Genomic DNA, 22,605 nt, shown 5'->3' on the forward strand with positions numbered 1-22,605 from the left:
GTGTCCGCTGGAGTGCCCGGCGGTCGTCAGGTGGACTGCGAGCGGGTGTCGACGGCCCGGCCGGGAGCCGACGGACTGCCGTAGCCGGCGGCTGCCTGCCGCAGCTCGGTGTGGGTGCGGTGCGTACGCTGCCGCGCCGCTTCGAGCCGGGCCTCGGTCTCCGGCGTGTAGCGGCCGTTCTCCGGGACGCCCGGATCGATGTCGCTCAGATCCAGCGCACTCCAGGCCGCGCGCCCGGCGGCCCGGAGCAGGGTCTCGTCGGAGACGGCCAGGGCCAGCCGGTCCCGGGCCTCGGTCACATCACTGCGGGCCTGGTAGAAGTCCGCCCGGACGACCGGGTCCGGCTCGCCCGCCCGGCGGGCGTCCACCCGGAGCCAGTACAACTGGCGGTAGCGGAGCGCGGCGCTCAGGAGCCGGCCGGTGAGATCCGCGACGTGCTCGCGGTGCTGCTCGCGCCGGCGGCGCCGGTCGGTCAGCTGCTGGGTGACCGTGACGAGGAGTCCGCCCGCCAGGGTGCCTATGACGGCGATGGCGCTTTCCCACATCAGGCGTGATCCCCGTCGGTCTCGCTTCGGTCGCGGTGGTCGGGCTCGAACAGATCGTCGTCGGTCATGGGGCTATCGTCCCTTCTGCCGTTGACCGTTGGAGGCTGATCCGCGCTTGTCCCGCCTGCGGGCTGCTTGCGTCGCATCCTCCATCCAGTCGCCCGCTGGGGCGGCTTGGCGGTGTTCGGGGCGAACAGCTGACTACGAGGGGGAAGTTGATGGGGCAGATGCTGGCCGACATCTTGGACGGGGCGGCGCGCGGGCGGTTTCCGGAGACCGACGGCGGGACGACCGTGGTCGCCGCGCCGAGTGGCCGCGACACGGGGGTGATCGCCTTCACCGCGCACTCGGTCGTGTTCACCGACGAGGATCCCGAGTGGGTTCACGCGACGGCGGCCGCCCTGGACTGCGACGCGCTGGCCGCGACCATGCATCCGCGCTTCCTGGCGGCCTTCCTGGAACGCACCGGGCGGACCACGGACACGATCGACCTCCTGACCGTGGCGTCCTCGCTGCCCGGTCAACCCGGTCTGGAACTGCGGGAGGTCACCGATCCCGTGCACCCGCGGGTCGTACGTGCCCGTCGGCGCCGGGACGGGGTGCGGATGTGGGAGGCCGACGGGGGAGTGCTGGTGCTCGGGCGCGGGGTGGCCGGTCGCTGGGAGGTGGCCGTCGAGCTCGACGAGGACGCCCGGCACCGGGGGCTCGGGCGTGCCCTCGCCACCGCCGCGCGGCATCTCGTGCCCCCGGGCGAACCGCTCTGGTCGCAGCAGGCCGCGGGCAACGCACGCAGCATCCGGGCGTTCCAGGCCGCAGGATTCCGGCCGGTCGGCTCGGAGGCGCTGCTCCTCGGCCGTCAGGAGGAGGAGGCGTGACCGGCTCTCCCGCGGAGCCGACGGACACCGAGGTCGCGGCGGCGGCCGCGCTGGCCGGGGCGGCGGTCGTGCGGGCCCGGTTCGGGCGGCTCCACTCCCGTGTCGACAAGGGCTTCGGAGACTTCGCCACCGACGCCGACCTGGCCGCCGAGCGGGCGATCCTCGACGTCATCCGCGCCGCCCGGCCCGGGGACGCGGTGCACGGCGAGGAGGGCGGCCGGCAGGGGGCGGCCGACGCGGAGCGGGAGTGGCTGGTGGACCCCCTGTGCGGGACGCTCAACTACGCCACCGGCTCCCGGCTCGTCGCCGTCAACGTGGTGCTGCGCGGCGGCCCGGCCGCGGTGGCCGATCCGTTCAGCGGCGAGGTCTTCGTCACCGACGGGGAGACCGCCCGGCTCCGGTCCGGTGCGGAGGCCGGCGAGCGGCGGTTGGCGCCCACGGCGGACACCCGGCTCGTGGACGTGAACCTCGATCCGCCCTTCCCGAACGCGCCCGGCTTCCGGGCCGTCGACCTGCTCGCCCACCCCGGCTTCGTCCAGAACTTCCGCCCGCGCGTCGTCTCCACGACGCTGGCGCTCGCCTGGGTCGCGGCGGGCAGGCGGGCCGCCTACGTCACGGACGGCGGCGATCTGAGCGGGAGCGTGCACTTCGCCGCCGGGATCGCCCTGTGCCGCGCCGCCGGCTGCGTCGTCACCGGGGTCGACGGAGCTCCTGTCGGACCGGGCGGCGGCCGGGGGCTCGTCGCGGCTGCGGACACCGGGACCCACGAGCTGCTCATGTCGATGACCGGCGGTCGCGGCCGGACCGACTGAACCCCTCAGACGCGGAGTTCGGGCGGGAAGCCGGTCCAGCGGAGCTCGGCGGGCAGATGACCGGTGTCGTTGAACAGGAGCAGCGCCGGCGGACGGCCCGGCGCGTAACGGATCACCGTCAGCGCCGCGTTGGCGTGGTTGAGGCCCAGCCAGCGCCACTTCGGGGCGTCCAGCGCGGCCCGGACGAGCCAGCCGACGAGGAAGTTGTGCGTGACGAGGAGTTCATGGCGGGGCTCGTCGCCCTCGACCGTTCCCGTGAAGCGTGCCAGCGCCTCCTGAGCGAGCCCCGGGCCCAGCTCGCGCTCCGCCGCCGGGAATGCGGCCAGCCGCGCCAGGGTCTCGTCGGCCGACTCCACCGGCAGCTCCTCCCGTGACGGCAGGTACGGGAGGTAGTCACCGGCAGGTTCGGACCGCAGCAGAGGAACTCCCGGCAGTTGCTCGCCCACCAGCCGGGCCGTCTGCTCGGCGCGGGCGAGCGGGCCGTGGTGGATCGCCGTGACCGGTGCCCCGCGCAGCCGCTCGCCGAGCAGGGTGGCCTGGCGGCGGCCGGCGTCCGTCAGCGTGGACTCGTCGTCGGAGGCCTGGCCGTGCCGGGTCACGTACAGGTAGCGGGCAGCCGATGCCGTCATGGGCGGGTCCTCCGTAGCGGTTCATGATCGTGGAGACGCCTTGGGGGACGTCGGGCCGTGCCCGGGCGGTTCCGAGGGGGAAGGGCGAAGCGCCCCGGGACCTGATGCGCTGGGCCTGCCCCGGACGTGCGCGCGGCCGGTCTCCCGGGATGCGCGGGGGCGGCGCCCGGGGCACCGTGGAGGCATGGCCGAGCACCCGCCCGTGATCGTCTATCCGCCTTCCGCGACCGGAGGACGGCGGGTCACCGTGCACGGCCAGATCGTGGGCCTGGCGCACGGGCGGGGTGAGGTGGCCGCGCTGCTGCGGGCCGCGGGCTTCGCCCCCGGGCCCGACCAGAGCGTCGAGCTGGACCGGCCCGGACTGATCGAATGGCGCGGCGGCGACCTCGACACCTGGGGGTGATCCCGTGAAGCGTCGTCGAACGGTACGGGAGAGCGCGTCGATCGAACCGCCGCCCGGCTACTACCTCGCCGGGGACGCCGGGCGCGAGCCTCCCGGCGCCGCGCAGCGGGCACTGATCCTGGACTGGGTCGTGAGCCGCCGCATCGCGGGCGGCTGGCGCGTCGAGTCCCGCTCCGGGAGCCAGGTGGTGCTGGTGCGCGGGCAGCCGGTGAACCACGTGCTGCACGCCTTCCTCACCGTCTTCTCCTGTCTGGTCTGGGGCGTCGTGTGGGCCGGCCTCGCTTTGCTCAACCGCGTCGAGCGGGAGGCACTCACCGTCGACGCCCAGGGGCGCGTCGTCACGGTCCGTGCGCCCTGACTCGGGCCCCCGGCTCCCGGCCCCTTCACCCGAACGGGTGCCTTCCGCTGGCTGCGCCCGGAGGCCGCGAGGAACGTCGGAGCTGATCCGCCCGCACGACCGGGGCAGGTCAGGGCAGCAGGCGCCCGGCCTCCGTACCGGCTGGACCGGTGCCTGCTCCGGACAAGGAGTCCTCATGTCGCAGTCCACCACACCCCCGCCCCCACCCGGCGCCTCGCGCCCCGCCGAACCCCGTCCGGGCGGCGATCCCGGCAGCCCGTGGGCGGCCGGGGGAGCGGTGTTCGCCGGTGTCCTGCTCTTCGTGGACGGCGTCCTCGGAGTGATGAAGGGCATCGCGGGGATCGCCTCGAACGACATCTACACCCGGATCAACGACTACGTCTTCAAGTTCAGCGTCACCTCGTGGGGCTGGATCCACCTCGTCCTCGGCGTGATCCTCATCCTCGTGGGCTGGGGCATCCTCAGGGGAGCGGCCTGGGCCCGCGGTGCGGGCGTCGCGCTCGCCTCCCTGAACCTCATCGCCAACTTCATGTGGCTCCCGTACACCCCGGTCTGGGCCATCGTCACCATCGCGATCGACGTCTTCGTCATCTGGGCCCTGTGCACCGACCGGTCGAACGAGGACCACTGGGCCAGGAGCGGCTGAGCGCCCGGTACGTGGAGCCGTCCTGTCCCGTCCCGCCGTCCGGCGGGGCGGGACAGTGCGTGGGGAGGGGCCGGCCGCCGGATGGCGGTGCGTGGGGAGCGGCAGGCCGCCGAGCGGCAGCGCAGGGAGCGGCCGGGTGTCCGTTGTCAGTGGGGCGGTCCACACTGGAGTCATGTGCCGCAGCATCAAGACGCTCCGCCCGCCCGCCCTCCCCGAAGAGGCCACCGAGGAGGACATGCGGGCCGCCGCCCTTCAGTACGTACGCAAGGTCTCCGGGTTCCGCGCACCCGCCGCGCACAACCGGGAGGTGTTCGACCGGGCCGTCGACGAGATCACCGCAGCGACGATGAAGCTGCTCGACGGGCTGGAGATACGGGGGACGTCGCGGGGCGCTTGACCACGAACGCGGCCAAGGCGCCCGCCGCGAACAGCGCCAGCACCGAGACGGCCGTGCCGAACCACGTCGAGCCCAGCCACCGGCCGCCGAAGTAGCCGAGGCCGACGCTGTACCCGGCCCAGGCCAGGCCCGCCAGCGCGGACCAGGGGAGGAAGTCGCGCTTCCTGCGGTGGGCGGCGCCCGCGCCGAGGGAGACCACGGAGCGGCCTGCCGGGGCGAACCGGGCGATGATCACCAGCGCGCCGCCGCCCCGGCTCAGTGCCGCGCCGAGACGTTCCTGCGCGGTGGTCAGGCGACGGGAACGGGCGATGGCCCGGTCCAGCCGGTCGCCCCCGCGCCAGGCGAGCCGGTAGGCGACGAGGTCGCCGAGCACCGACGCGGTGGCCGCGCAGAGGATCAGGACGACGAGCGAGGGGACCTGTCCGCCCGTGCCGTCACCGGAGCCGTTGACGGTCGTGGAGCCGGCTGCCGCCGCCGTGGCGGCCGTGATGACGAGAACACCGCTGGGCAGGAGGGGCAGGAAGACGTCCAGGAGGACGGAGACGGCGACCACCACGTAGATCCATGGGCTGCTGGTCAGCGCGGCCACACTCTCCAACACCGTCTGATACTCCCCGGTCGTGTCATCGCCGCGACGGTCGCAGGGGAGCGGCAGGGGCGGCAGGTTCGGCTGTACAGCGTACGCGTGGGGCTTCTCCCGACATCGCCCGGGGCGGGTGATGTTGTGCAGGTCACGTACACCTGGCGGCCATGCGCCCGTTAGGCGGGGAGAGCGACCGGCACGAGCGAGGAGCAGCGCATGACGGCATGGATGGTACGGACGGGACGCGGTGCGGCGCACCCGATTTCGGGACGGCGGCCGACGACGGCATCCGGGGGCGGCGTCAGGCCGCGGAGCCGGGGCATCCCAGGGGGCACGGGCGTGCTGGCGGGGGCGGCGGCGCTGCTGGCACTGGCGTACGGCGCGGGCGTCGGCGTCGCCTCCCAGGAGACCGCCTCCGGCACCACCGGGGGTCACGGTGCGCACGAGACCCTTGGCGGTCATGGCGCCACCACTGGTCGCGGGGGTCACGGCGTACACGTGGCGGACCCGAGCGCCTCCGCTGCTGCCGCGGCTGGGGGCGGCAGCTCGTGGATGCGGGCCTCGGGGGTCTTCTCCCCGCCCGGTTCGTTCGTCCCGTCCGACGCGCTGACGTACGACACCCGGCTGGTTCCGGCGGGCGCGCGGATCGAGGTCACCCAGGTCGCGGGCCCGTCCGCCACCCGCGTCGGGGTGCGCCTGCACGGGTTCGCGCCCGGCCGCGCGTACGGGATGCATGCGCACACCTCGCCCTGCGGTGCGGACCCGGCCGCCGCCGGCCCGCACTACCAGCACCGCCCGTCGGCGACCGCTGACCCGGTCAACGAGGTCTGGCTGGACTTCCGGACCGATGAGGACGGTGACGGGCGGGCCCGTGCCGTGCACGGCTGGAGCTTCCGGGAGGGCGGGGCGCGGTCGGTGGTCATCCACGACCGGCAGGGCGGTGCGGGCGAGAGGGCGGCCTGCTTCACGGTGCCGTTCGAGCCAGGCGGACGGGTCTGACCCACTGCCACCGTGTGCGCCTCGGTGCCCCGCTCCCTCCGTGCGGCCGGGGGAGCGGGGCACCGCTGTACGAGGACCGCCGGTCAGACCGAGACGGCGGGGGCCTGGTCCTGCCGCGCCGCGCTCCCGGCGGCGGACGCCGTGTTCCGTGAGCCGAAGAAGCGGTCCAGGGCGACGGCCCCGGGGCCGGTGAAGACCAGCAGCAGGAACGCCCAGCAGAACATCGCCGACGGTTCGCCGCCGTTCTGGAGCGGCAGGAACGCCTCCGGCTGGTGCACCTTGAAGTAGGCGTACGCCATCGAGCCCGAGGCGAGGAACGCCGCGGCGCGGGTGCCGAGACCGAGGGCGACCAGGGTGCCGCAGACCAGCTGGATCACGGCGGCGTACCAGCCGGGCCAGGCGCCGGTCTCCGCCTCGGTGCCGCCGAACATCCCGAAGAGGGTGGCGGCGCCGTGGAAGGCGAAGAGCAGGCCGACGACGAAGCGGAAGAGGCTGAGCACATAGGGCTGCGCCTGGTTCAAGCGGATGAGCATGGGGGGTGGGCTCCTTGGGTCGGGGTGGGGACGTGAACCGACTGGGCGCATCAGGTTAGGGAGACCTCACCAGTGCTTGCAACTTCAACATTTTGTCGGGTGGCTGAAAATCACCTAACTCTCAGGGGTGAGTGAACGCTCCAGAACCGCTTCGAGCTGGGCTCCTCGCTTCCCCGTCGTGGCCTGTACCAATGTCAGCGCAGACTTCCGGCCATGCAGGGTGAGTGTCATGAGCTGGTTGCCGAACCAGGGGCCGCCCGCCCTGTCCCAGGTGACCGGAGACGTTCCGGCGCGGGAGTGGCGTGCCAGGAGTCGGCCGATCCGCCGGCCCGCCGCGCTCCAGCCGAAGCGGAATCCCGCCCGGATCCACCGGGGGACCGAGTTGTGCACGGGGGAGCAGGTCAGCTGAAGGGTGCGGGACGCCGGGGCGCTTCCGGGGTCGGGGGCGGAAGCGGGGGCGGGCGCGGATCCGTGCCCGGTCGGGGCGTCCGGCCGACGGGGCTCGGCGATGTAGGCGTGGTGCACATCGCCCGAGAGGACGCATACCGTCGCCGGGGCGTCCGGGCCGCTCGCGGCCTCCCGCAGCAACTCCGTGAACCGGTCGAAGGATTCCGGGAAAGCGGCCCAATGTTCCAGGTCAGCCGCGCGGCGCAGCTTCTCGCCGAAGCGTGCCCAGTGGTCCCCGCGTGCGCCGGCGCACAGGGAGGCGTTCCACCGCTCCGCGTCGTGGACGAGCGGGGGGAGCAGCCACGGCAGAGAGCTGCCGATGAGCAGATGGTCACAGGAAGTGGGATCGTCCAGAACCGCTGCCCGCAGCCAGTCGGCCTCCTCGGGGCCGAGCATCGCCCGCTGCCCCTCGGCCAGGACGCGGGCCGCCCGGGTGTCGACCATCACCAGCCGTACTCGGCCGAAAACACGCCGGTAGCTCCATCGGGTACGGGCGGGATCCGCGTCGGCCTCGGCGGCGAACCGGCGCAGCGCCTCGGTGCCGTCGGGGGATCTCCGGACCGCCGCGTACACGGGGTCGGCGGCCAGTTCGGCGGGGGAGAGGTTGCCCAGGTGCTGGTGGACCCAGTACGACATCAGCCCGCTGACGATCCGTTCGTGCCACCAGGGTGTGGCGCGCATGTCCCGCTGCCAGGCGGCGCTGGTGTTCCAGTCGTCGATCACGTCGTGGTCGTCGAAGATCATGCAGGTGGGAACCGTGGAGAGCAGCCAGCGGACCTCCGGGTCGCGCCACGATTCGTCGTAGAGGTAGGTGTACTCCTCGTAGTCCGCGATCTCCGTGCCGGGCGGCTCGGTCACGTCCCTGCGGGCGGCGAGTCTGCGCCGGGTCGCGGCGGAGGTCTCGTCCGCGTACACCTGGTCGCCCAGGAGCAGCAGGACGTCGGGCCGCTCGGCCTCCGGGTCCGCGGCGAGGTGGGTGGCCAGGGTGACCAGGGCGTCCGGCCCCACGGGGTCGTGCCCGCCGTCCGGGGCGGCCGCCCAGCGGCACGACCCGAACGAGATCCGCACGCCGCCCGGCGCCGCCCCGGCGAGGTCAGCCGGGCCCTCCGCGCCCTCCGCCCCGTCCCCCGGTGTCGCCACCGGCGGCGTGGTGATGGTGCTCGGCGGGAGGCGGGTGCCGTCGGGCGGCCAGACGCGCCGGGATCCGATCAGCACCTCGTACGCCGTCGTGGAGCCGGGCGTCAGCCCCTCCACCACGATCAGGGCGTAGTGATGCCCGGCCACCGAGAAGGTGGGCGAGGACCCCGCGGCGCCGTCCGCGCACCTGACCTCCACGGTGCACGGACGGCTCGCCTCGACCCAGACGGTCGCGGTGGACCCGGACTCCCAGTCGACGTACCGCAGCAGTGGTCCCAGCCGCAGCCCGGCCATGTGGTGCCTCCTCGCGACGCCGGTACGGATCGGCTCCGTAACGTACAGAACGCGGAGGGAGGGTGCACGGGTCCCGGCGGGGGCGTCGTGAGGCCGGTGGCGGCGTCAGCAGCCGTTCAGGGCCGACTGCAGGGCGCTCTTCTCGGCGGAGTCGACGCTGAGGTTGTACTGCTTCTTGACGTGGACCCAGGCGCGGACGTAAGTGCACTTGTACGCGGAGCGCGGCGGCATCCACTCCGCCGGGTCCTTGTCGCCCTTGGACTGGTTCACGTTGTCGGTGACCGCGATGAGCTGAGGGCGGGTCAGGTCGTTGGCGAACGACTGGCGCTGGGCGGTGGTCCAGCTGCTCGCGCCGGAACGCCAGGCCTCGGCCAGCGGGACCATGTGGTCGATGTCGACGTCGGAGGCGGCGCTCCAGGTGGCGCCGTCGTAGGGCGAGTACCACGTGCCGCTGACCGCCGCGCAGGAGGAGTTCTGCTGGACGTTCGTGCCGTCGCGCTTGAGGACGACCTCGCGGGTGTTGCAGGTCCCCGACTGCGTGATCCAGTGCGGGAACTTGTCCCGGCTGTAGCCGCTGGACGAACCCTCCGCGCCCACGGTGAGCTGGCCGAGGTAGGTCCGCGCGGTCGCCGCGCTGACCGGGGTCGGCATGGCGGCCTGGGCGCTGGGAGCGGTGAACAGGGTGGAGGTGGCGGCGAGCGCTGCGGTTGCGGCGACGACGGAGAGGCGACGCGCGTAGACACCGGACATGCGAACTCCCTTGATGTGGGGGGTGCGTGGGTGGGCGACGGTCGGGCTTGGGCGGATCCCGGCCATCGTGGCGACGCCAGGTTTCTGTGGGGTGGGCGTCAGGTAACAGAGTGGCGACATGTGCACGTCACATCAAGGGGTGTGCAAGGGGAGTGACGGATCGCGGGGGCGCGCCGGTCCGCCACGGAGGCCCGTTCCGTGGGGTGTTGGGTGCCTCCGGTGGCGGGGTGGGGCGCTCGGGTCGCCGGTCGCGCCCCCTTCGGCGGCGTACGGGATCGGGAGCTTCTGGGCCGGGGAGCGCCGGGGCGGGAAGGTCCGGGGCGGGAGAGGCCCGGGGTGGAGAGCCGCCGTGATGGGAAGGCCGCGAGGGGGAGGGCCCCGCGGGGTCGGGAAGGCCCGAGGCTGGAGAGTGGCGGGGCGGGGGCCGTGAGGGTGCGGAACCGCGGGGTCGGGAAGGTCGCGGGGTCGTAAGGCTCCGAGGCCGGAGGGTGGTGGGGCCGTGAAAGCCGCGGGTTCGGCGAGTCGCGAGGGCGGGGGAGTTCCGAGGCTGGCGGGGCGCGGAGTCGGAAAACCCCGAGGTCGGAGAACCTCGGGGGCAGGGAATTCTGAGGGCAGGGGTCCGGAGTCTCCGGCCTTTTCCGGCTCGTTCCTCAGGCCTCGTCGATGTGCAGGCGGATCGAGCCGTCCCCGGCCGCCTCCACCCGCACCTGCGTCAGGTCCGCCACATGGGCGTCCGGGTTCAGTGCTGCGGCGCGCGGGCCGACGCCCACGACGCGCATGCCCGCGGCGCGGCCCGCCGCGATGCCCGCCTCGGAGTCCTCGAACACGATGCAGTCCGCCGCGTCGAAGCCCAGTTCCGCCGCGCCCTTGAGGAAGCCCTCGGGGTCGGGCTTGCTGGCGCCGACCTGTTCGGCCGTGACGCGCACGGCGGGCATCGGCAGCGCCGCCGCACCCATCCGGGCCGTCGCGAGCGCGCTGTCGGCGGAGGTCACCAGGGCGTGCGGCAGTTCGGCGATCGCGGCCATGAAGGCGGGCGCCCCGCCGATCGGCACGACGCCCTCGACGTCGGCGGTCTCCTCGGCGAGCATCACCCGGTTGTCCGCGTAGTTCTCCTCCATCGGACGGTCCGGGAGCAGGACGGCCATCGTGGCGTACCCCTGACGGCCGTGCACCACCTTGAGGGCGGCCTCGGGGTCGAGTCCGTGCTCGGTCGCCCAGCGCCGCCAGCAGCGCTCCACCACCGCGTCGGAGTTCACGAGGGTGCCGTCCATGTCGAGCAGGAGGGCGTGAGCGGTGAGGACGGTGGCCGGCATCGGCTGCTCCAGAAGCGCGGGGAGAAAGGCGAACAGCCCGGGCGCGCGTGCCGCGGGTCGGTGACAGAGCAACCCCCGCCCGCCGGTCAGGGAGTGCGGGCGGGAGCTACTTTGTTCCATCACGATACAAAAACAGGGGCTCGAACGCCAATCCCGCCGCGGCCCCCCCATCTGCTGTCGGCCTTCTGCTGTCCGTCCGCCTGCTGCCCGCCGTCCGCCACCCGCTGCCCATCGCCCGCCGCCTGCCGCGTCCACCGCTCGGCGTGCGGATCCGTCCGGGCTCAGCGGCGTCCGCGTCCGCTCGTCTCCGCTTCCAGCGCGCGCCGCGTGTTCGGCCCGTACACGCCCATCGGGTCGCCCTGGATCGGCTTGTACGACTGGTAGATCGCCACCGCGTTCTCCACCCGGTCGCTGTAGTACTGGTCGGACGGCCCCGAGTAGAGCCACACCTCCCTGAGCCGGTTCTGCAGCACACCGACCTCCGGGCCCCGGTCGCCCGGCCGCAGCGAAGGGCCGGCCAGCTCCGCGGGCGGGGCGGCGGACGGTGAGGACGTGGGCGTGCCGCCGTCCTCCGGGGTGGGCGACGCGCTCGCCGTCGGGGACGCGGACGCGGTGGCGGTCGGCGAGGGCTCCCGGCTCTTCGTCGGGGACGCGGACGCGGACGGCGAGGCCGACGGTGTGGCCGAACGGGACGGCGTACGGGACGGAGCGGCCGACGCGGAGGGGGACGGGGCCACCGACGCGGCCGGTTCGTCCTCCGTGTCGGGGACGCTCGTGGTCGCTTCCGGCAGTGCCTCGTCCCCGCTGTCGTCGCCGCCGAACAGCCCGCCGGCGAAGGCCGCCGTGCCGACCACCGCGGCCATGGCCGCCCCCACGGCGAGCGCCCCGAAGGGTCGCCTGCGGCGCGGCCGCACGGGGTCGGTGGCATAGGCCGGGCCCGCGGCGGCGGTCCGCCTGCGGCTCCCGCTGTCGGCCGGTGCCGCGTACGCATCGGTGTACACGCCCCCGCCCGAGCCTGCGCCCGTACCCGCACCCGGGGCCATGCCCGCATCCGCACCCGGGCCCGTACCCATGCCCGCGCGCGCACCCGGGCCTGCGCCCGTACCCGTCCCCACGCCCGTACCGCCGTCCGGGCCGTCGCCGCCCAGGAACAGCGGCATCGTGGTGGCCGCCGTTTCCGGAGCGCCGGGCCCCTGTCGCTCGGCCCCGAACGTCTCGCCGGTCCACGTTCCGGGCCGCGTGCCCCCGGTCGGGCCGGAGGGCGGGTCCATCCGGTCGGTCGGGCCGGAGGACGGGGCCACCCGGTCGGTCAGCTTCACGTACGGGCGGATGCGCAGCGGGTCGAAGTCCTCGGCCGCGGCGATCTCCGCCGTACGGGCGGCCCGCTGCTCGTCCTCCGTGAGCGGGGCCGACCCCGCGCCCGCGCCGCACCGGCACGGCACCCGGTGCTCCGTGCCGGGCTCCCCGGCCGTCCGTCTGCCGCACTCCGGGCATGCGTGTCCGGTCATCGTGGGTCCCCTCCCCTTGAACTGCCTGCGATTATGCAGCCCGCTCCGGCCGGGCCCAACGGCCCACAGGGGGCGCGGTCCTTCCTCGGCAGGCCATAACGGGGCGAAACGTCCAGGATGGGGGTGTAGTGGATCAGTGGACGCAGCGGACCGAGGAGACGCCCATGTCCCAGCAGCTGAGCCCGCCGCCCCCGGCCGCGGCCCCCGGTGAGGGACACTCCCACCGGAGCGTCCTGGTGGCGATCGGGGCGCTGCTGCTCGGCATGCTGCTCGCGGCACTCGACCAGACCATCGTCTCCACGGCGCTCCCGACGATCGTCAGCGAGCTCGGCGGGCTCGACCACCTCTCCTGGGTGGTGACCGCCTATCTGCTGGCGGCCACCGCGGCGACCCCGCTGTGGGGGAAGCTCGGCGACCAGTACGGCCGCAAGAAGCTCTTCCAGACCGCGATCGTGATCTTCCTGATCGGCTCCGCGCTCTGCGGGGTCGCCCAGAACATGCCCCAGCTGATCGGATTCCGCGCGCTCCAGGGACTCGGCGGCGGTGGGCTCATGGTGCTGTCGATGGCGATCGTCGGCGACCTCGTCACCCCGCGCGAACGCGGCAAGTACCAAGGGCTCTTCGGTGCCGTCTTCGGTGTGACGAGTGTCCTCGGGCCGCTCCTCGGCGGCCTCTTCACCCAACACCTCAGCTGGCGCTGGGTCTTCTACATCAACCTGCCGATCGGCGTCGTCGCGCTGGGCGTCATCGCGGCCGTCCTGCACATCCCGGTCCGCCGGGAGAAGCACACCATCGACTACCTCGGCACCTTCCTCATCGCGGCCGTCGCGACCAGCCTGGTGCTCATCGCCTCCCTCGGCGGCTCGACCTGGGCCTGGGGGTCCCCGCAGATCATCGGGCTCGCGGTGCTCGCCGTCGTCCTGCTCGTGGCCTTCATCGCCGCCGAACGGCGTGCCGTCGAGCCCGTGCTGCCGCTGAAACTGTTCCGGATCCGCACGTTCACCCTCGTCGCCGTGATCAGTTTCGTCATCGGCTTCGCCATGTTCGGCGCGATGACCTACCTCCCCACGTTCCTCCAGGTGGTCCACGACATCACTCCGACGATGTCCGGTGTGCACATGCTGCCGATGGTGTTCGGCCTGCTGATCACCTCGACCGCCTCCGGCCAGGTCGTCAGCCGGACCGGCCGCTGGAAGGTCTTCCCGGTCCTCGGCACGGCCCTGACCACCGTCGGCCTGCTGCTTCTCCACCGCCTCGACGAGAACAGTTCCACCTGGCTGATGAGCGTCTACTTCTTCGTCTTCGGCGCGGGGCTCGGCCTGGTGATGCAGGTCCTCGTCCTGGTCGCCCAGAACTCCGTCTCCTACCAGGACCTGGGGGTCGCCACCTCCGGCGCGACGTTCTTCCGGTCCATCGGCGCGGCGTTCGGCGTGGCCGTCTTCGGGACCATCTTCACCAACCGGCTGACCGGGCAGCTGACGGACGCGCTCGCCGGACAGCCGCTGCCGCCGGGCATCGACGCGGGCAGTCTGGCCGCCGATCCCCGGGCCCTCGGGCAGCTCCCCGCCGACCTGCGGCCCGGCGTCCTCAGCGCGTACTCCACCTCCATCACGGACGTCTTCCTGTACGCGGCCCCGGTCGTCCTGCTGGCCTTCGTCCTCGCCTGGTTCCTCCGGGAGGACAAGCTCCGTGGCTCGGTGACCGCCCCGGACGCGGGCCAGACCTTCGCCTCCAATCCGGTCGAGCGCTCCTCGTACGACGAGTGCGCCCGCGCCCTGTCGGTGCTCGCCACCCGGGAGGGCCGCCGGGAGATCTACGAGAAGATCACCGCGCGAGCCGGGTACGACCTGCTGCCGGCGTCCGGCTGGCTGCTTCTGCGGATCAAACGGCACGGCACCGTCGAACCCGCCCGGCTCGCCGAGACGGTTCCCGTGCCGCTGCACGTGATCACCGACGCGGCCCGGCAGATCGAGGAACGCGGACTGGCCCGCCGGGAGGGGCTGCAGATGATCCTCACCGACTCCGGGGCCGAGGCCGTCGTCCGGCTCTCTCAGGCCCGCGAGGACTCGCTCGCCGAGCTCCTCGGCGACTGGTGGGGGCCCGAGCGTCCCACCGACCTGGTCCGGCTCGTCAGCGAACTGACCGCCGAGGTCAGCGGTTCCACCCGGGAGCGGCCCCACGCGCCGACGCCTCCCCGCGACCACGAGGCCCATCTGCGCCGCGACGAGCGCGAGGAACACAGCCGGATCCACGACGACCTCGACGGCCCCGGTCGCCACCACCCGCCCGTCTGAGCCCCGCGCGCCTCCCGCGCACCGCCGCCACCACCCGCCCGGACATCACCGAGCGGCCTGAGCCCCGCGCGCCTCCCGCGCACCGGGGCCGGGTCACAGCTCCTTGGCGAACCAGCGCTCCGCGTACGGGTCACGGCGGTGGAACGCCGGCACCTCCCGGTACCCGTGCTTCGCGTACAGCCCACGCGCCTCGACCAGGTCGTGGCGGGTGTCCAGGCGCAGCAGCCGTACGCCGTACTCCCTGGCCGCCTCCTCCACCGCGGCCAGCAGCAGTCCGCCGCCGCCCGTGCCCCGGAACGCCGGGCGCACGTACACCCGCGTCAGCTCCGCCGTACCCGCCTCGGCCTCCTCCGTCAGCACCAGCCCGGCACAGCCCGCCGCCTCGCTCCCGCAGCGGCCGACGACGAACTGCCCGGTCGGCGGGACGAGCAGGTCGGCCCCGTCGTCGGCCAGCCCGTCGGCGATCTCCTCGGCGGTCGCGGGCCGCTGCCAGTAGCGGCTCGCGACCTCGTCGTAGTAGTCACGGCGCAGGGCGCTCGCATCGGGGGAGTCGAAGCGTTCGGTGGCCACGGTCCAGGTCATGTGGGGCATTCTTGCTGCCGCACGGCCTGACGGCGACGCAATTACCCGTACGGGGGCAGCAGTGAGCGACACGTCCGCGAGCGAGGCCGCGACCAGCGGCGCGACCGCGACCACCAGCACCATCACGACCGGCAGCACCACCACGACCACGATGACGACCCGGGCGATCCAGCATCTCGCCGAACGCTGGATACAGGCCGGCCCGGCCGCCGCCGGGGGAACGGCGGGCCGGGGCCGAGGACGGGGTCGCCGTTGGTCCCGTAACGAGCCGGCCGCCGGCTTCGTCCGCTCGCCCGCCGGACTGTGGCTCGCCCTGGCCGCCGTCGCCGCCGGCGCCCGCGGCGGTACCGCGGCCGAGCTCCGGGCCCTCCTCGGTACCGCGGACCGGGAGGCCGCCCCGGCCGTCACGGAGGTGGCCCGCGAGCTGGCGAGGACCGGTGCGCTGGGCGTCGCCACCCGGGTCTGGAGCCGGGTGCCCGTGCTGCGCGCGTACCGGGAGGCGCTGCCGGACGTCCGCTTCGACCCGATGGACCCGGCGGCCGCCGACGCCTGGGTGCGCGAGGCCACCGGCGGGCTGATCGCACGGCTGCCGCTGGAGATCACCGACGACACCCTGCTCGCCCACGTCAACGTCCTGGCGCTGAAGGCCCGCTGGGAGAAGCCGTTCGAGCAGCGGCGCACCCGGGACCTGCCGTTCACCGACGCGGCCGGAACGGTCCGCCCGGTGCCGACCATGTTCCGGGACGTGCCGGTGGCCGACGCCTGGAAGGCCGGCGGGGCGCACGTCGTCGAGCTGCGCTGCGAGCGGGAGCCCGGCGGCGGCCCCGGAGCCCGGGTCCGTCTCGTCCTGGGCGAGCCGGGGGCGGGCCCCGAGCGGGTGCTCCCGGTGGGCTGGGCGCCCCGGAGCGCGGGTACCGGGCTGGACGCCGACCGGGTGACCATCGGGCTGCCGCGGCTCGCGCTGCGGACCCGGGTGACCGTCACCGAGCAGCTGCCCGCCCTCGGCGTACGGCTGGCCACCTCCGACGACGCCGACTTCTCGGGCCTCTCGCCCGAACGTCTCCTCGTCTCCGACGTGATCCAGGAAGCCGTGCTGAAGATCGCCGAGGAAGGCGTGGAGGCCGCGGCCGTGACGGTGGTCGCCATGGCCCCGGCGGGGGCCGCCCCCCGGCCGCAGCGGGTCCACCACCTCGCCTTCGACCGGCCCTTCGGCCTCGTCGTGCTGGCCGGAACCGATGACGTACCCCTGTTCACCGCCTGGCAGGCGGACACCCCCGCCGACCCGGACGCCTGAACCCTCCCGCCCCCGCCCGAAGTCTCCGCGTGCCGTCCGAGATTTCCGGTGCGTGCCCGGGGGCTCCCAGGGGCCGACGGCAGCCTTCCGGCGCCCCGTCATCCTCACGGACGAATTCTTCCGGACCGAAGCAGGATGACAGCCAGGCAAAGAGGGGGTTGATTGGGTCTGCCCCGTGGGGCAATGCGAGGCTTCATCCTGCATGCCCCCACTCGAAGGGCGATGCACGGAACGGTGGGAGGGTCGGCGCAGCGTGGTGAATGCGGATCACAGGGTGCGCGGTGACGCGGCGGCGGACACGGGAGCGGGGGCGGGGCTGACCAGGGCCCTGCTCTGGCTGGTCGTGGCCGTGCTCGCGGTACGGCAGGTGGCGGTGGTGCTCCGGCAGCCACCCGGGGAACGCTTCCTCGATCTGGAGACCTGGATCGGGGAGAACGGCGTCCTGCACATGACGGGCTCGCTGTACGACAGCGGCCGGTTCACCGGGACGCCCTTCGCCGGGCTCGTCCTGAAGCCGCTCACCGCCACGGCCCAGCAGGCCCTGGGCGTGGCCTGGACGTTCGGGTCCCTGCTGCTCGTCGTCGCCCTCGGCCTCGTCGCCGCCCGGGCCCTGCCCGCCCCGGTGAGCCGCCGGACGGCCCTGCTCGCGGCCCCCGTCGCGATCAGCCTGCTGATGCTGTCGCTGCCGGTCCGCAACACCCTGCACCTGGGCCAGACCAGCATCCTGCCCGTCCTGCTGGTGCTCCTGGCCTGGTTCGTCGTCCGGGACCACCGGGCGGCGGGCGTCCTCGTCGGCATCGCCGCCGCCTTCCAGCCGGTGCTGCTGCTCTTCGCCGCCCTGCTCTGGCTGACCGGCAGACGGCGGGCGTCGGTGAGCGCGGGCGCGGCCTTCGCCCTCGCCACGGCCCTCGCCTGGGCCGCGGCGCCGAAGGACTCGTGGACGTACTGGGTGCACCACCTCGCGGGCGCCGGACTGGGGGAGCGGCCGGACAGCCTGGCCAACCAGTCCCTGCACGGGGCGCTGCTCCGGCTCGGCCTCGAAGGTCCCGCGGAGATCGCCCTGTTCCTGGTGCTCGCCGCCGGTGTCGTGGTCATCGGGCTGCGGCGCGCGGTGCGCTACGCCGAGGACGGCCAGCTGCTCCTCGCGGTGGCCGTGACCGGCTGCGCCGTCGTCGCCGTCTCGCCGACCGCCTGGCAGCACCAACTGCTCTGGGTGCTCCTCGCGGTCGTCGGCAGGGTCGGCAAGCGGGCCTCCGACCGGCTGGTCTGGCCGTCCGTGGTGGTGCTCGCCGTGACCCTGCCGGGCACGATGCTGCTGCCGAACATCGAGGCGCTCTTCCCCGTACGCGACAACATCCTGCTCCTCACGGCGCTCGGCGCGGCCTGCCTCGCCCCGTTCGTGCCCCGCTCCTCGCCGTACTGGCAGCACCCGGTCCCCACCGACTACGCGAAGCCGGTCGCGGCGCGGTGGAGACGCGTGCCGCTCCTGCCGTTCTGGCGCCGGGTCTTCACCCGCCCCAACCTGCTGCTGGAACTCCTGCTGATCCGGGTCGTCTACGACGCCTACGCCCAGGTCCGCCTCGCCGCCCGGGCGGGCCGCCCGCTCGCCGAGGAGCACGGCCGGCAGATCCACGCCATCGAGCAGTGGCTGCACATCGACATCGAGCACTGGGTCAACCACACGGTCGTCAAGATCGACTGGCTGCGGGAGTTCTTCGACTACTACTACTCGACCTTCCACTTCATCGTCCCGCTGACGATCCTCGGCGTGCTGTACGTGCGCCGCCCCGCCGACTACCGCTGGGTCCGCTCCTCCATCGGCTTCGCCACGCTCCTCGCGCTCGTCGGCTTCTGGCTCTACCCCCTGGCCCCGCCCCGGCTGATGCCCGGCCTCGGCTTCATCGACACCGTCCACGGGGTGCAGGACTTCGCGAAGCCCGACTACGGGACGCTGACCACCGTCACCAACCAGTACGCGGCGATGCCGTCGCTGCACTTCGGCTGGTCGCTGTGGTGCGGTGTGGTCATCGTGATGCTGGCCCCGAAGCTGTGGATGAAAGCGCTCGGCCTGCTGCACCCGCTCTTCACCATCGCCGCGATCGTGGCCACCGCCAACCACTGGGTGCTCGACGCGGTCGGCGGCGCCGTGGTCGTGTCGGCCGGCTTCGGCCTGACGTACGTGCTGTCGGGACCGAGGAAGCTGGTCGACGAGGAACGGGAAGCGGCGGCGCAGCCCTCCGGACCGCCGCCCGCGGACCCGGCGGCGGAGCAGCCGGAGCCCGTACCGGCCGGAAAGGCGGTGGCCGGCGGCACGTGATCGCCGAGGGCGCGTGCAGCGGGCCGAAGGGGTGCCGGGACGGTCGACGTGGTCCCGGCACCCCTTCGGCGTGGATCGCCGCGTCCTCACATGGTCCGCCCGCCGTGCGGGCCCCGCCACTCGGCGGAGGGTTTCAGGACTCCGGGGAGACGCCCGGGACGCCCACCTGGAGCTGCTTGATCCCGTTGAGCCAGGCCGACCGCAGCCGTCGCGGATCCTCCAGCAGCCGCAGCTCCGGCAGCACGTCGGCGATGGCGTTGAAGATCAGGTCGATCTCCATCACGGCCAGCGACTTGCCCAGGCAGAAGTGCGGTCCGCCGCCCCCGAATCCGAGGTGCGGGTTGGGGTCGCGGGTGATGTCGAAGGTCTCCGGGGTGTCGAACACCTCCGGGTCGTTGTTGGCCGACGAGTAGAAGAGACCCACCCGTTCGCCCTTCCTGATCCGCCGGCCGCCCAGCTCCAGGTCCTGGGTGGCGGTCCGCTGGAAGGAGACGACCGGCGTCGCCCAGCGCACGATCTCCTCGGCGGTGGTCCTCGGCCGTTCCCGCTTGTACAGCTCCCACTGCTCGGGGTGGGTGAGGAAGGCGTGCATGCCGTGGCTGATCGCGTTGCGGGTCGTCTCGTTCCCTGCCACCGCGAGCAGGATCACGAAGAAGCTGAACTCGTCGGAGGACAGGTTCCCTTCGCCCTCCGCGGCGACCAGCTGCGTGACGATGTCCTCGGCCGGGCACGCCTTGCGGGCGGCCGCCAGGTTCATCGAGTACGCCACGATCTCCATCGCCGCCTCGGCGCCGACCTCCTCGGTGATCGCGTACTCCGGATCGTCGTACGCCGCCATCTTGTTGGACCAGTCGAAGATCTTGGACCGGTCCTCCTGCGGTACGCCGATGAGCTCCGCGATGGCTTGGAGCGGAAGCTCCACCGCGATGTTCGTCACGAAGTCGAAGGAGCCGTCCGCGTCCGCCGACGCGAGGGCGGTCTCGACGATGGAGCGGGCCCGGGAGCGTAGGGCGGCCTCCAGCGAGCGCACCGCGCGCGGGGTGAAGCCGCGCTGGACGATCTGACGGACCCGGGTGTGTTCCGGCGGGTCCATGTTCAGCATGATCATTTTCTGGACGTCGATCTGGTCGCGGCTGATCGTCTCGTTGAAGCGGATGACGGCGGTGTTGGTGTTCGAGGAGAACAACTCCGGGTGCGTGGAGACGTACTTGACGTCCGCGTGGCGGGTGACGGCCCAGTAGCCCGCGTCGCCGAACCCGGAGATGTTGGGCGGCTGGGTGCACCACCAGACCGGTGCGGTCTCCCGCATCAGGGCGAACTCCGGGTGCGGTACACGGTCTTGGAGGAGATCGGGATCGGTGAAGTCGAACCCGTCGGGCAGATGGGGGCAGCGCATGGGCACCTCTCCACTCCGGATCTGATCGCGAAGCGTCCGATGAGCGCCACCCTGCGTCTGACGACCCATCAGGAGCTGCCCGCAAGGTAGTAACGAGTTCTACAAGTGGCAAGAGATGTGGCCGGATCCACCGCCCAGGGCGGGAGTCCGGGGGTGCGCGGGAGGCGCTTCCGGTGCGGGGTCGCGCGTGCGCGGCGCCTGCACGCCCCTTGCGCGGCCGGGCCGCCGTCACGAGACTGCTGAGCAGAACTAGAACGCGTACTAGTTCCTTCCGTGGGCGCCGGGACGCCCCCTGCGGAAGCGCGAGGAGAGGACGAGCTCATGGCCGCGGAACCCGTCATCGTCGAAGCCGTACGCACTCCCATCGGCAAGCGCGGAGGCGCGCTCGCCAATCTGCACCCCGCCTACCTGCTGGGCGAGACCTACCGTGAACTCCTCGGTCGCACCGGCATCCAGGCCGACTGCGTCGAACAGATCGTCGGCGGCACCGTCACCCACGCCGGCGAGCAGTCGATGAACCCGGCCCGCACCGCCTGGCTGACCGTCGGCCTGCCCTACGAGACGGCCGCCACCACGGTGGACTGCCAGTGCGGCTCCTCGCAGCAGGCCTCCCACATGGTCGCCAACATGGTCGCCGCCGGGGTCATCGACGTCGGCATCAGCTGCGGCGTCGAGGCGATGTCCCGGGTGCCGCTGGGCAGCGGCTCCAAGCACGGACCGGGCAAGCCCTGGCCCGACGAGTGGAACGTCGACCTGCCCAACCAGTTCGAGGCCGCCGAGCGCATCGGCCGCAAACGCGGCCTGACCCGGGAGCGGGTCGACGCCCTCGGCCTGCTCTCCCAGCAGCGGGCGGCCGCCGCCTGGGCCGAGGAGCGCTTCAAGCGCGAGACGTACGCCGTCCAGGTCCCGACCACCGAGGAGGAGCAGGCGGCCGGACAGGGCATGTGGCGGCTCGTCGACCGGGACGAGGGGATGCGCGACACCTCGATGGAGGCGCTCGCCGGACTGAAGGCCGTCATGCCGAGCGCGATCCACACGGCGGGCAACTCCTCGCAGATATCCGACGGGGCCGCGGCCCTCCTGTGGTCCTCCAGGCGCATGGCACGGGCCCTGAAGCTCAAGCCCCGGGCCCGGATCGTCGCCCAGGCCCTCGTCGGCTCGGACCCGCACTTCCACCTCGACGGTCCGATCGACGCGACCCGGGCGGTGCTCGGCAAGGCCGGCATGTCGCTGCGCGACATCGACCTCGTCGAGATCAACGAGGCGTTCGCGTCGGTGGTGCTGAGCTGGGCGCAGGAGTTCGAGGCGGACCTCGACGGCCTGGAGAAGGTCAACGTCAACGGCGGCGCGATCGCGCTGGGCCACCCGGTCGGCGCGACGGGCGCCCGGCTGATCACCACGGCCCTGCACGAGCTGGAACGCCGCGACAAGGAGTTCGCGCTGATCACGATGTGCGCGGGAGGAGCCCTGGCCACGGGGACGATCATCCAGCGGCTGTGACCCCGTGACGGGCCCGGCGGCCCTGGCGGCCCCAGGGGCCCGGCGGCCCTTCACGATGAGCCCGGGGCCGTCCCCTCGGGCTCGTCGAACGCCGCCCGCGCGTCGAACGCGGCGCGGCGGGTGGCCCGGCGCAGCGCCCTCAGCAGCGTCGGGCCGAGCGTCAGGGTGAGGACCACCGTCAGCACCGCACGCCCCAGGTCCCAGCCCAGCGAGGTCGCCGCGCAGTAGGCCAGGAACCGCACCAGGTTCTCGTGCAGCGGGTCGCCCGCCACGAACGAGACACCCGAACCGAGACCGGCGATGAGCGGCCAGCCCTGGAGGTTCATCACCGTGCCGTACGCGAACGCCGCCACGCACCCGTAGGCAGCGAGCATCGCCCGCTCGGCTCGCCCGCGCAGCCGGTCGTGCCCCGGCAGCAGGCCCGCGCCCATGGTGAACCAGCCCATCGACAGCATCTGGAACGGCATCCACGGCCCGACCCCGCCCGTCAGCAGCGCCGAGGCGAACATGGTCACCGAGCCGAGCACGAAACCGAACCCGGGCCCGAGCACCCGCCCGCTCAGCACCATCAGGAAGAACATCGGCTCCAGCCCCGCGGTCCCCGCTCCCAGCGGGCGCAACGCCGCTCCGACCGCCGCCAGCACACCGAGCATCGCGACGGCCTTGGCGTCCATCCCGGACTCGGAGATCGTCGCCACCACCACCGCGACGAGCAGCGGCAGCAGCGCCGCGAACAGCCAGGGCGCGTCCTTCGCGTGCGCGAGCCCGGACCCGGCGTCCGCCAGCAGCGGCCACCCGAAGGCGACCACACCGACGGCGCCGGTCAGCAGCAGCACGGCCACCGACTTCGGCCCCAGCCGCACGGGCCGGGAAGCCCGCCCGGTGACGTCTGTCGTCCCCTTCACGCTCACGCTCACGCTCCCACCTCCAGCGCCCCGCGAACCTGGGACACGGTCAGCCACTCCTGCGGGGCGAGGATCTTCGCCGTCTGCG

Annotated in this window: 21 protein-coding genes and 1 pseudogene; 11 read left to right on the top strand and 11 right to left on the bottom strand. The window is 73.3% G+C overall.

The genetic code is table 11. The annotated features are described in order from the left end of the window. Positions 1-26 precede the first annotated feature (26 nt). A complete protein-coding gene (locus KME66_RS25015) occupies positions 27-545 on the bottom strand; it encodes a hypothetical protein (protein WP_216326119.1) in 519 nt (172 codons plus the stop codon). A gap of 218 nt (positions 546-763) precedes the next feature. Between KME66_RS25015 and KME66_RS25020 the strand changes: the two genes are divergently transcribed. After that, entirely contained in the window at positions 764-1,420 is a 657-nt protein-coding gene (locus KME66_RS25020; protein WP_216326121.1) for a GNAT family N-acetyltransferase, read from the top strand. Beyond that, positions 1,417-2,232, top strand: coding sequence for an inositol monophosphatase family protein (locus KME66_RS25025; RefSeq protein ID WP_216326124.1), 816 nt, complete (start codon positions 1,417-1,419; stop codon positions 2,230-2,232). Before KME66_RS25020 ends, KME66_RS25025 begins: the two co-directional genes overlap by 4 nt. Positions 2,233-2,237: 5 nt before the next feature. Here KME66_RS25025 and KME66_RS25030 read toward each other — a convergent pair whose 3' ends face one another. Further along, the gene (locus KME66_RS25030; RefSeq protein ID WP_216326127.1) at positions 2,238-2,861 is read right to left on the bottom strand and encodes a histidine phosphatase family protein; all 624 of its coding nucleotides are present in this window, start codon (positions 2,859-2,861) and stop codon (positions 2,238-2,240) included. A 184-nt stretch (positions 2,862-3,045) separates the two neighbouring features. Between KME66_RS25030 and KME66_RS25035 the strand changes: the two genes are divergently transcribed. The 4 genes from KME66_RS25035 (at position 3,046) to KME66_RS25050 (ending at position 4,665) form a co-directional block, all read left to right on the top strand. After that, positions 3,046-3,264 (top strand): hypothetical protein, encoded by a 219-nt coding sequence (locus KME66_RS25035; RefSeq protein ID WP_216326130.1) that lies wholly within the window; start codon positions 3,046-3,048, stop codon positions 3,262-3,264. A 4-nt stretch (positions 3,265-3,268) separates the two neighbouring features. Continuing rightward, positions 3,269-3,622, top strand: a complete 354-nt coding sequence (locus KME66_RS25040; protein WP_216326133.1) for a hypothetical protein — start codon at positions 3,269-3,271, stop codon at positions 3,620-3,622. A gap of 175 nt (positions 3,623-3,797) precedes the next feature. Further along, positions 3,798-4,268, top strand: a complete 471-nt coding sequence (locus tag KME66_RS25045) for a hypothetical protein (protein WP_216326135.1) — start codon at positions 3,798-3,800, stop codon at positions 4,266-4,268. A 172-nt stretch (positions 4,269-4,440) separates the two neighbouring features. Next, positions 4,441-4,665, top strand: coding sequence for a DUF2277 domain-containing protein (locus tag KME66_RS25050; protein WP_073218539.1), 225 nt, complete (start codon positions 4,441-4,443; stop codon positions 4,663-4,665). Here the strand turns inward: KME66_RS25050 and KME66_RS25055 are convergent. Further along, positions 4,652-5,266: pseudogene (locus KME66_RS25055) on the bottom strand (DedA family protein); the annotation flags it as partial. The gene KME66_RS25050 and the pseudogene KME66_RS25055 sit on opposite strands and share 14 nt — an antisense overlap. 321 nt (positions 5,267-5,587) lie before the next feature. Between KME66_RS25055 and KME66_RS25060 the strand changes: the two are divergent. Beyond that, a complete protein-coding gene (locus tag KME66_RS25060) occupies positions 5,588-6,247 on the top strand; it encodes a superoxide dismutase family protein (RefSeq protein ID WP_253208475.1) in 660 nt (219 codons plus the stop codon). Between the two features lie 83 nt (positions 6,248-6,330). On the opposite strand, the gene KME66_RS25065 is transcribed toward KME66_RS25060, so the two are convergent. The 5 genes from KME66_RS25065 to KME66_RS25085 form a co-directional block, all read right to left on the bottom strand. Continuing rightward, on the bottom strand, positions 6,331-6,780 hold the full coding sequence (locus KME66_RS25065) for a DoxX family protein (protein WP_073218527.1): 450 nt from the start codon (positions 6,778-6,780) through the stop codon (positions 6,331-6,333). Between the two features lie 114 nt (positions 6,781-6,894). Continuing rightward, a complete protein-coding gene (locus KME66_RS25070; protein WP_216326141.1) occupies positions 6,895-8,658 on the bottom strand; it encodes an alkaline phosphatase D family protein in 1,764 nt (587 codons plus the stop codon). A 105-nt stretch (positions 8,659-8,763) separates the two neighbouring features. Continuing rightward, positions 8,764-9,408 carry an HNH endonuclease family protein gene (locus tag KME66_RS25075; RefSeq protein ID WP_073218521.1) on the bottom strand — a complete coding sequence of 215 codons (645 nt, stop codon included), beginning with the start codon at positions 9,406-9,408 and terminating at the stop codon, positions 8,764-8,766. 650 nt (positions 9,409-10,058) lie between these two features. Continuing rightward, complete coding sequence (locus tag KME66_RS25080; RefSeq protein WP_216326144.1) at positions 10,059-10,721, bottom strand: HAD-IA family hydrolase; 663 nt, start codon at positions 10,719-10,721, stop codon at positions 10,059-10,061. Positions 10,722-11,002: 281 nt separating this feature from the next. Next, the gene (locus tag KME66_RS25085) at positions 11,003-12,163 is read right to left on the bottom strand and encodes a peptidoglycan-binding protein (RefSeq protein WP_253208618.1); all 1,161 of its coding nucleotides are present in this window, start codon (positions 12,161-12,163) and stop codon (positions 11,003-11,005) included. 230 nt (positions 12,164-12,393) lie between these two features. On the opposite strand from KME66_RS25085, the gene KME66_RS25090 reads away from it, so the two are divergent. Next, positions 12,394-14,523: an MFS transporter gene (locus tag KME66_RS25090; protein WP_216326150.1), complete on the top strand. Its 2,130-nt coding sequence runs from the start codon at positions 12,394-12,396 to the stop codon at positions 14,521-14,523. A 93-nt stretch (positions 14,524-14,616) separates the two neighbouring features. Here KME66_RS25090 and KME66_RS25095 read toward each other — a convergent pair whose 3' ends face one another. Continuing rightward, positions 14,617-15,105 (bottom strand): GNAT family N-acetyltransferase, encoded by a 489-nt coding sequence (locus KME66_RS25095; protein WP_073218511.1) that lies wholly within the window; start codon positions 15,103-15,105, stop codon positions 14,617-14,619. A 151-nt stretch (positions 15,106-15,256) separates the two neighbouring features. On the opposite strand from KME66_RS25095, the gene KME66_RS25100 reads away from it, so the two are divergent. Both KME66_RS25100 and KME66_RS25105 read left to right on the top strand, forming a co-directional pair. After that, positions 15,257-16,399, top strand: a complete 1,143-nt coding sequence (locus KME66_RS25100; RefSeq protein WP_216329610.1) for a serpin family protein — start codon at positions 15,257-15,259, stop codon at positions 16,397-16,399. A 274-nt stretch (positions 16,400-16,673) separates the two neighbouring features. Further along, on the top strand, positions 16,674-18,716 hold the full coding sequence (locus tag KME66_RS25105; protein WP_178378944.1) for a phosphatase PAP2 family protein: 2,043 nt from the start codon (positions 16,674-16,676) through the stop codon (positions 18,714-18,716). Between the two features lie 133 nt (positions 18,717-18,849). Here the strand turns inward: KME66_RS25105 and KME66_RS25110 are convergent, their stop codons facing one another. Next, positions 18,850-20,112 (bottom strand): cytochrome P450, encoded by a 1,263-nt coding sequence (locus tag KME66_RS25110; RefSeq protein ID WP_216326154.1) that lies wholly within the window; start codon positions 20,110-20,112, stop codon positions 18,850-18,852. A 321-nt stretch (positions 20,113-20,433) separates the two neighbouring features. Between KME66_RS25110 and KME66_RS25115 the strand changes: the two genes are divergently transcribed. Beyond that, positions 20,434-21,612: a steroid 3-ketoacyl-CoA thiolase gene (locus KME66_RS25115; RefSeq protein WP_216326158.1), complete on the top strand. Its 1,179-nt coding sequence runs from the start codon at positions 20,434-20,436 to the stop codon at positions 21,610-21,612. Positions 21,613-21,662: 50 nt separating this feature from the next. Here the strand turns inward: KME66_RS25115 and KME66_RS25120 are convergent, their stop codons facing one another. Then, on the bottom strand, positions 21,663-22,517 hold the full coding sequence (locus KME66_RS25120) for an ECF transporter S component (protein WP_216329612.1): 855 nt from the start codon (positions 22,515-22,517) through the stop codon (positions 21,663-21,665). Positions 22,518-22,605 lie beyond the last annotated feature (88 nt).

Source organism: Streptomyces sp. YPW6 (assembly GCF_018866325.1).
Classification (GTDB): domain Bacteria; phylum Actinomycetota; class Actinomycetes; order Streptomycetales; family Streptomycetaceae; genus Streptomyces.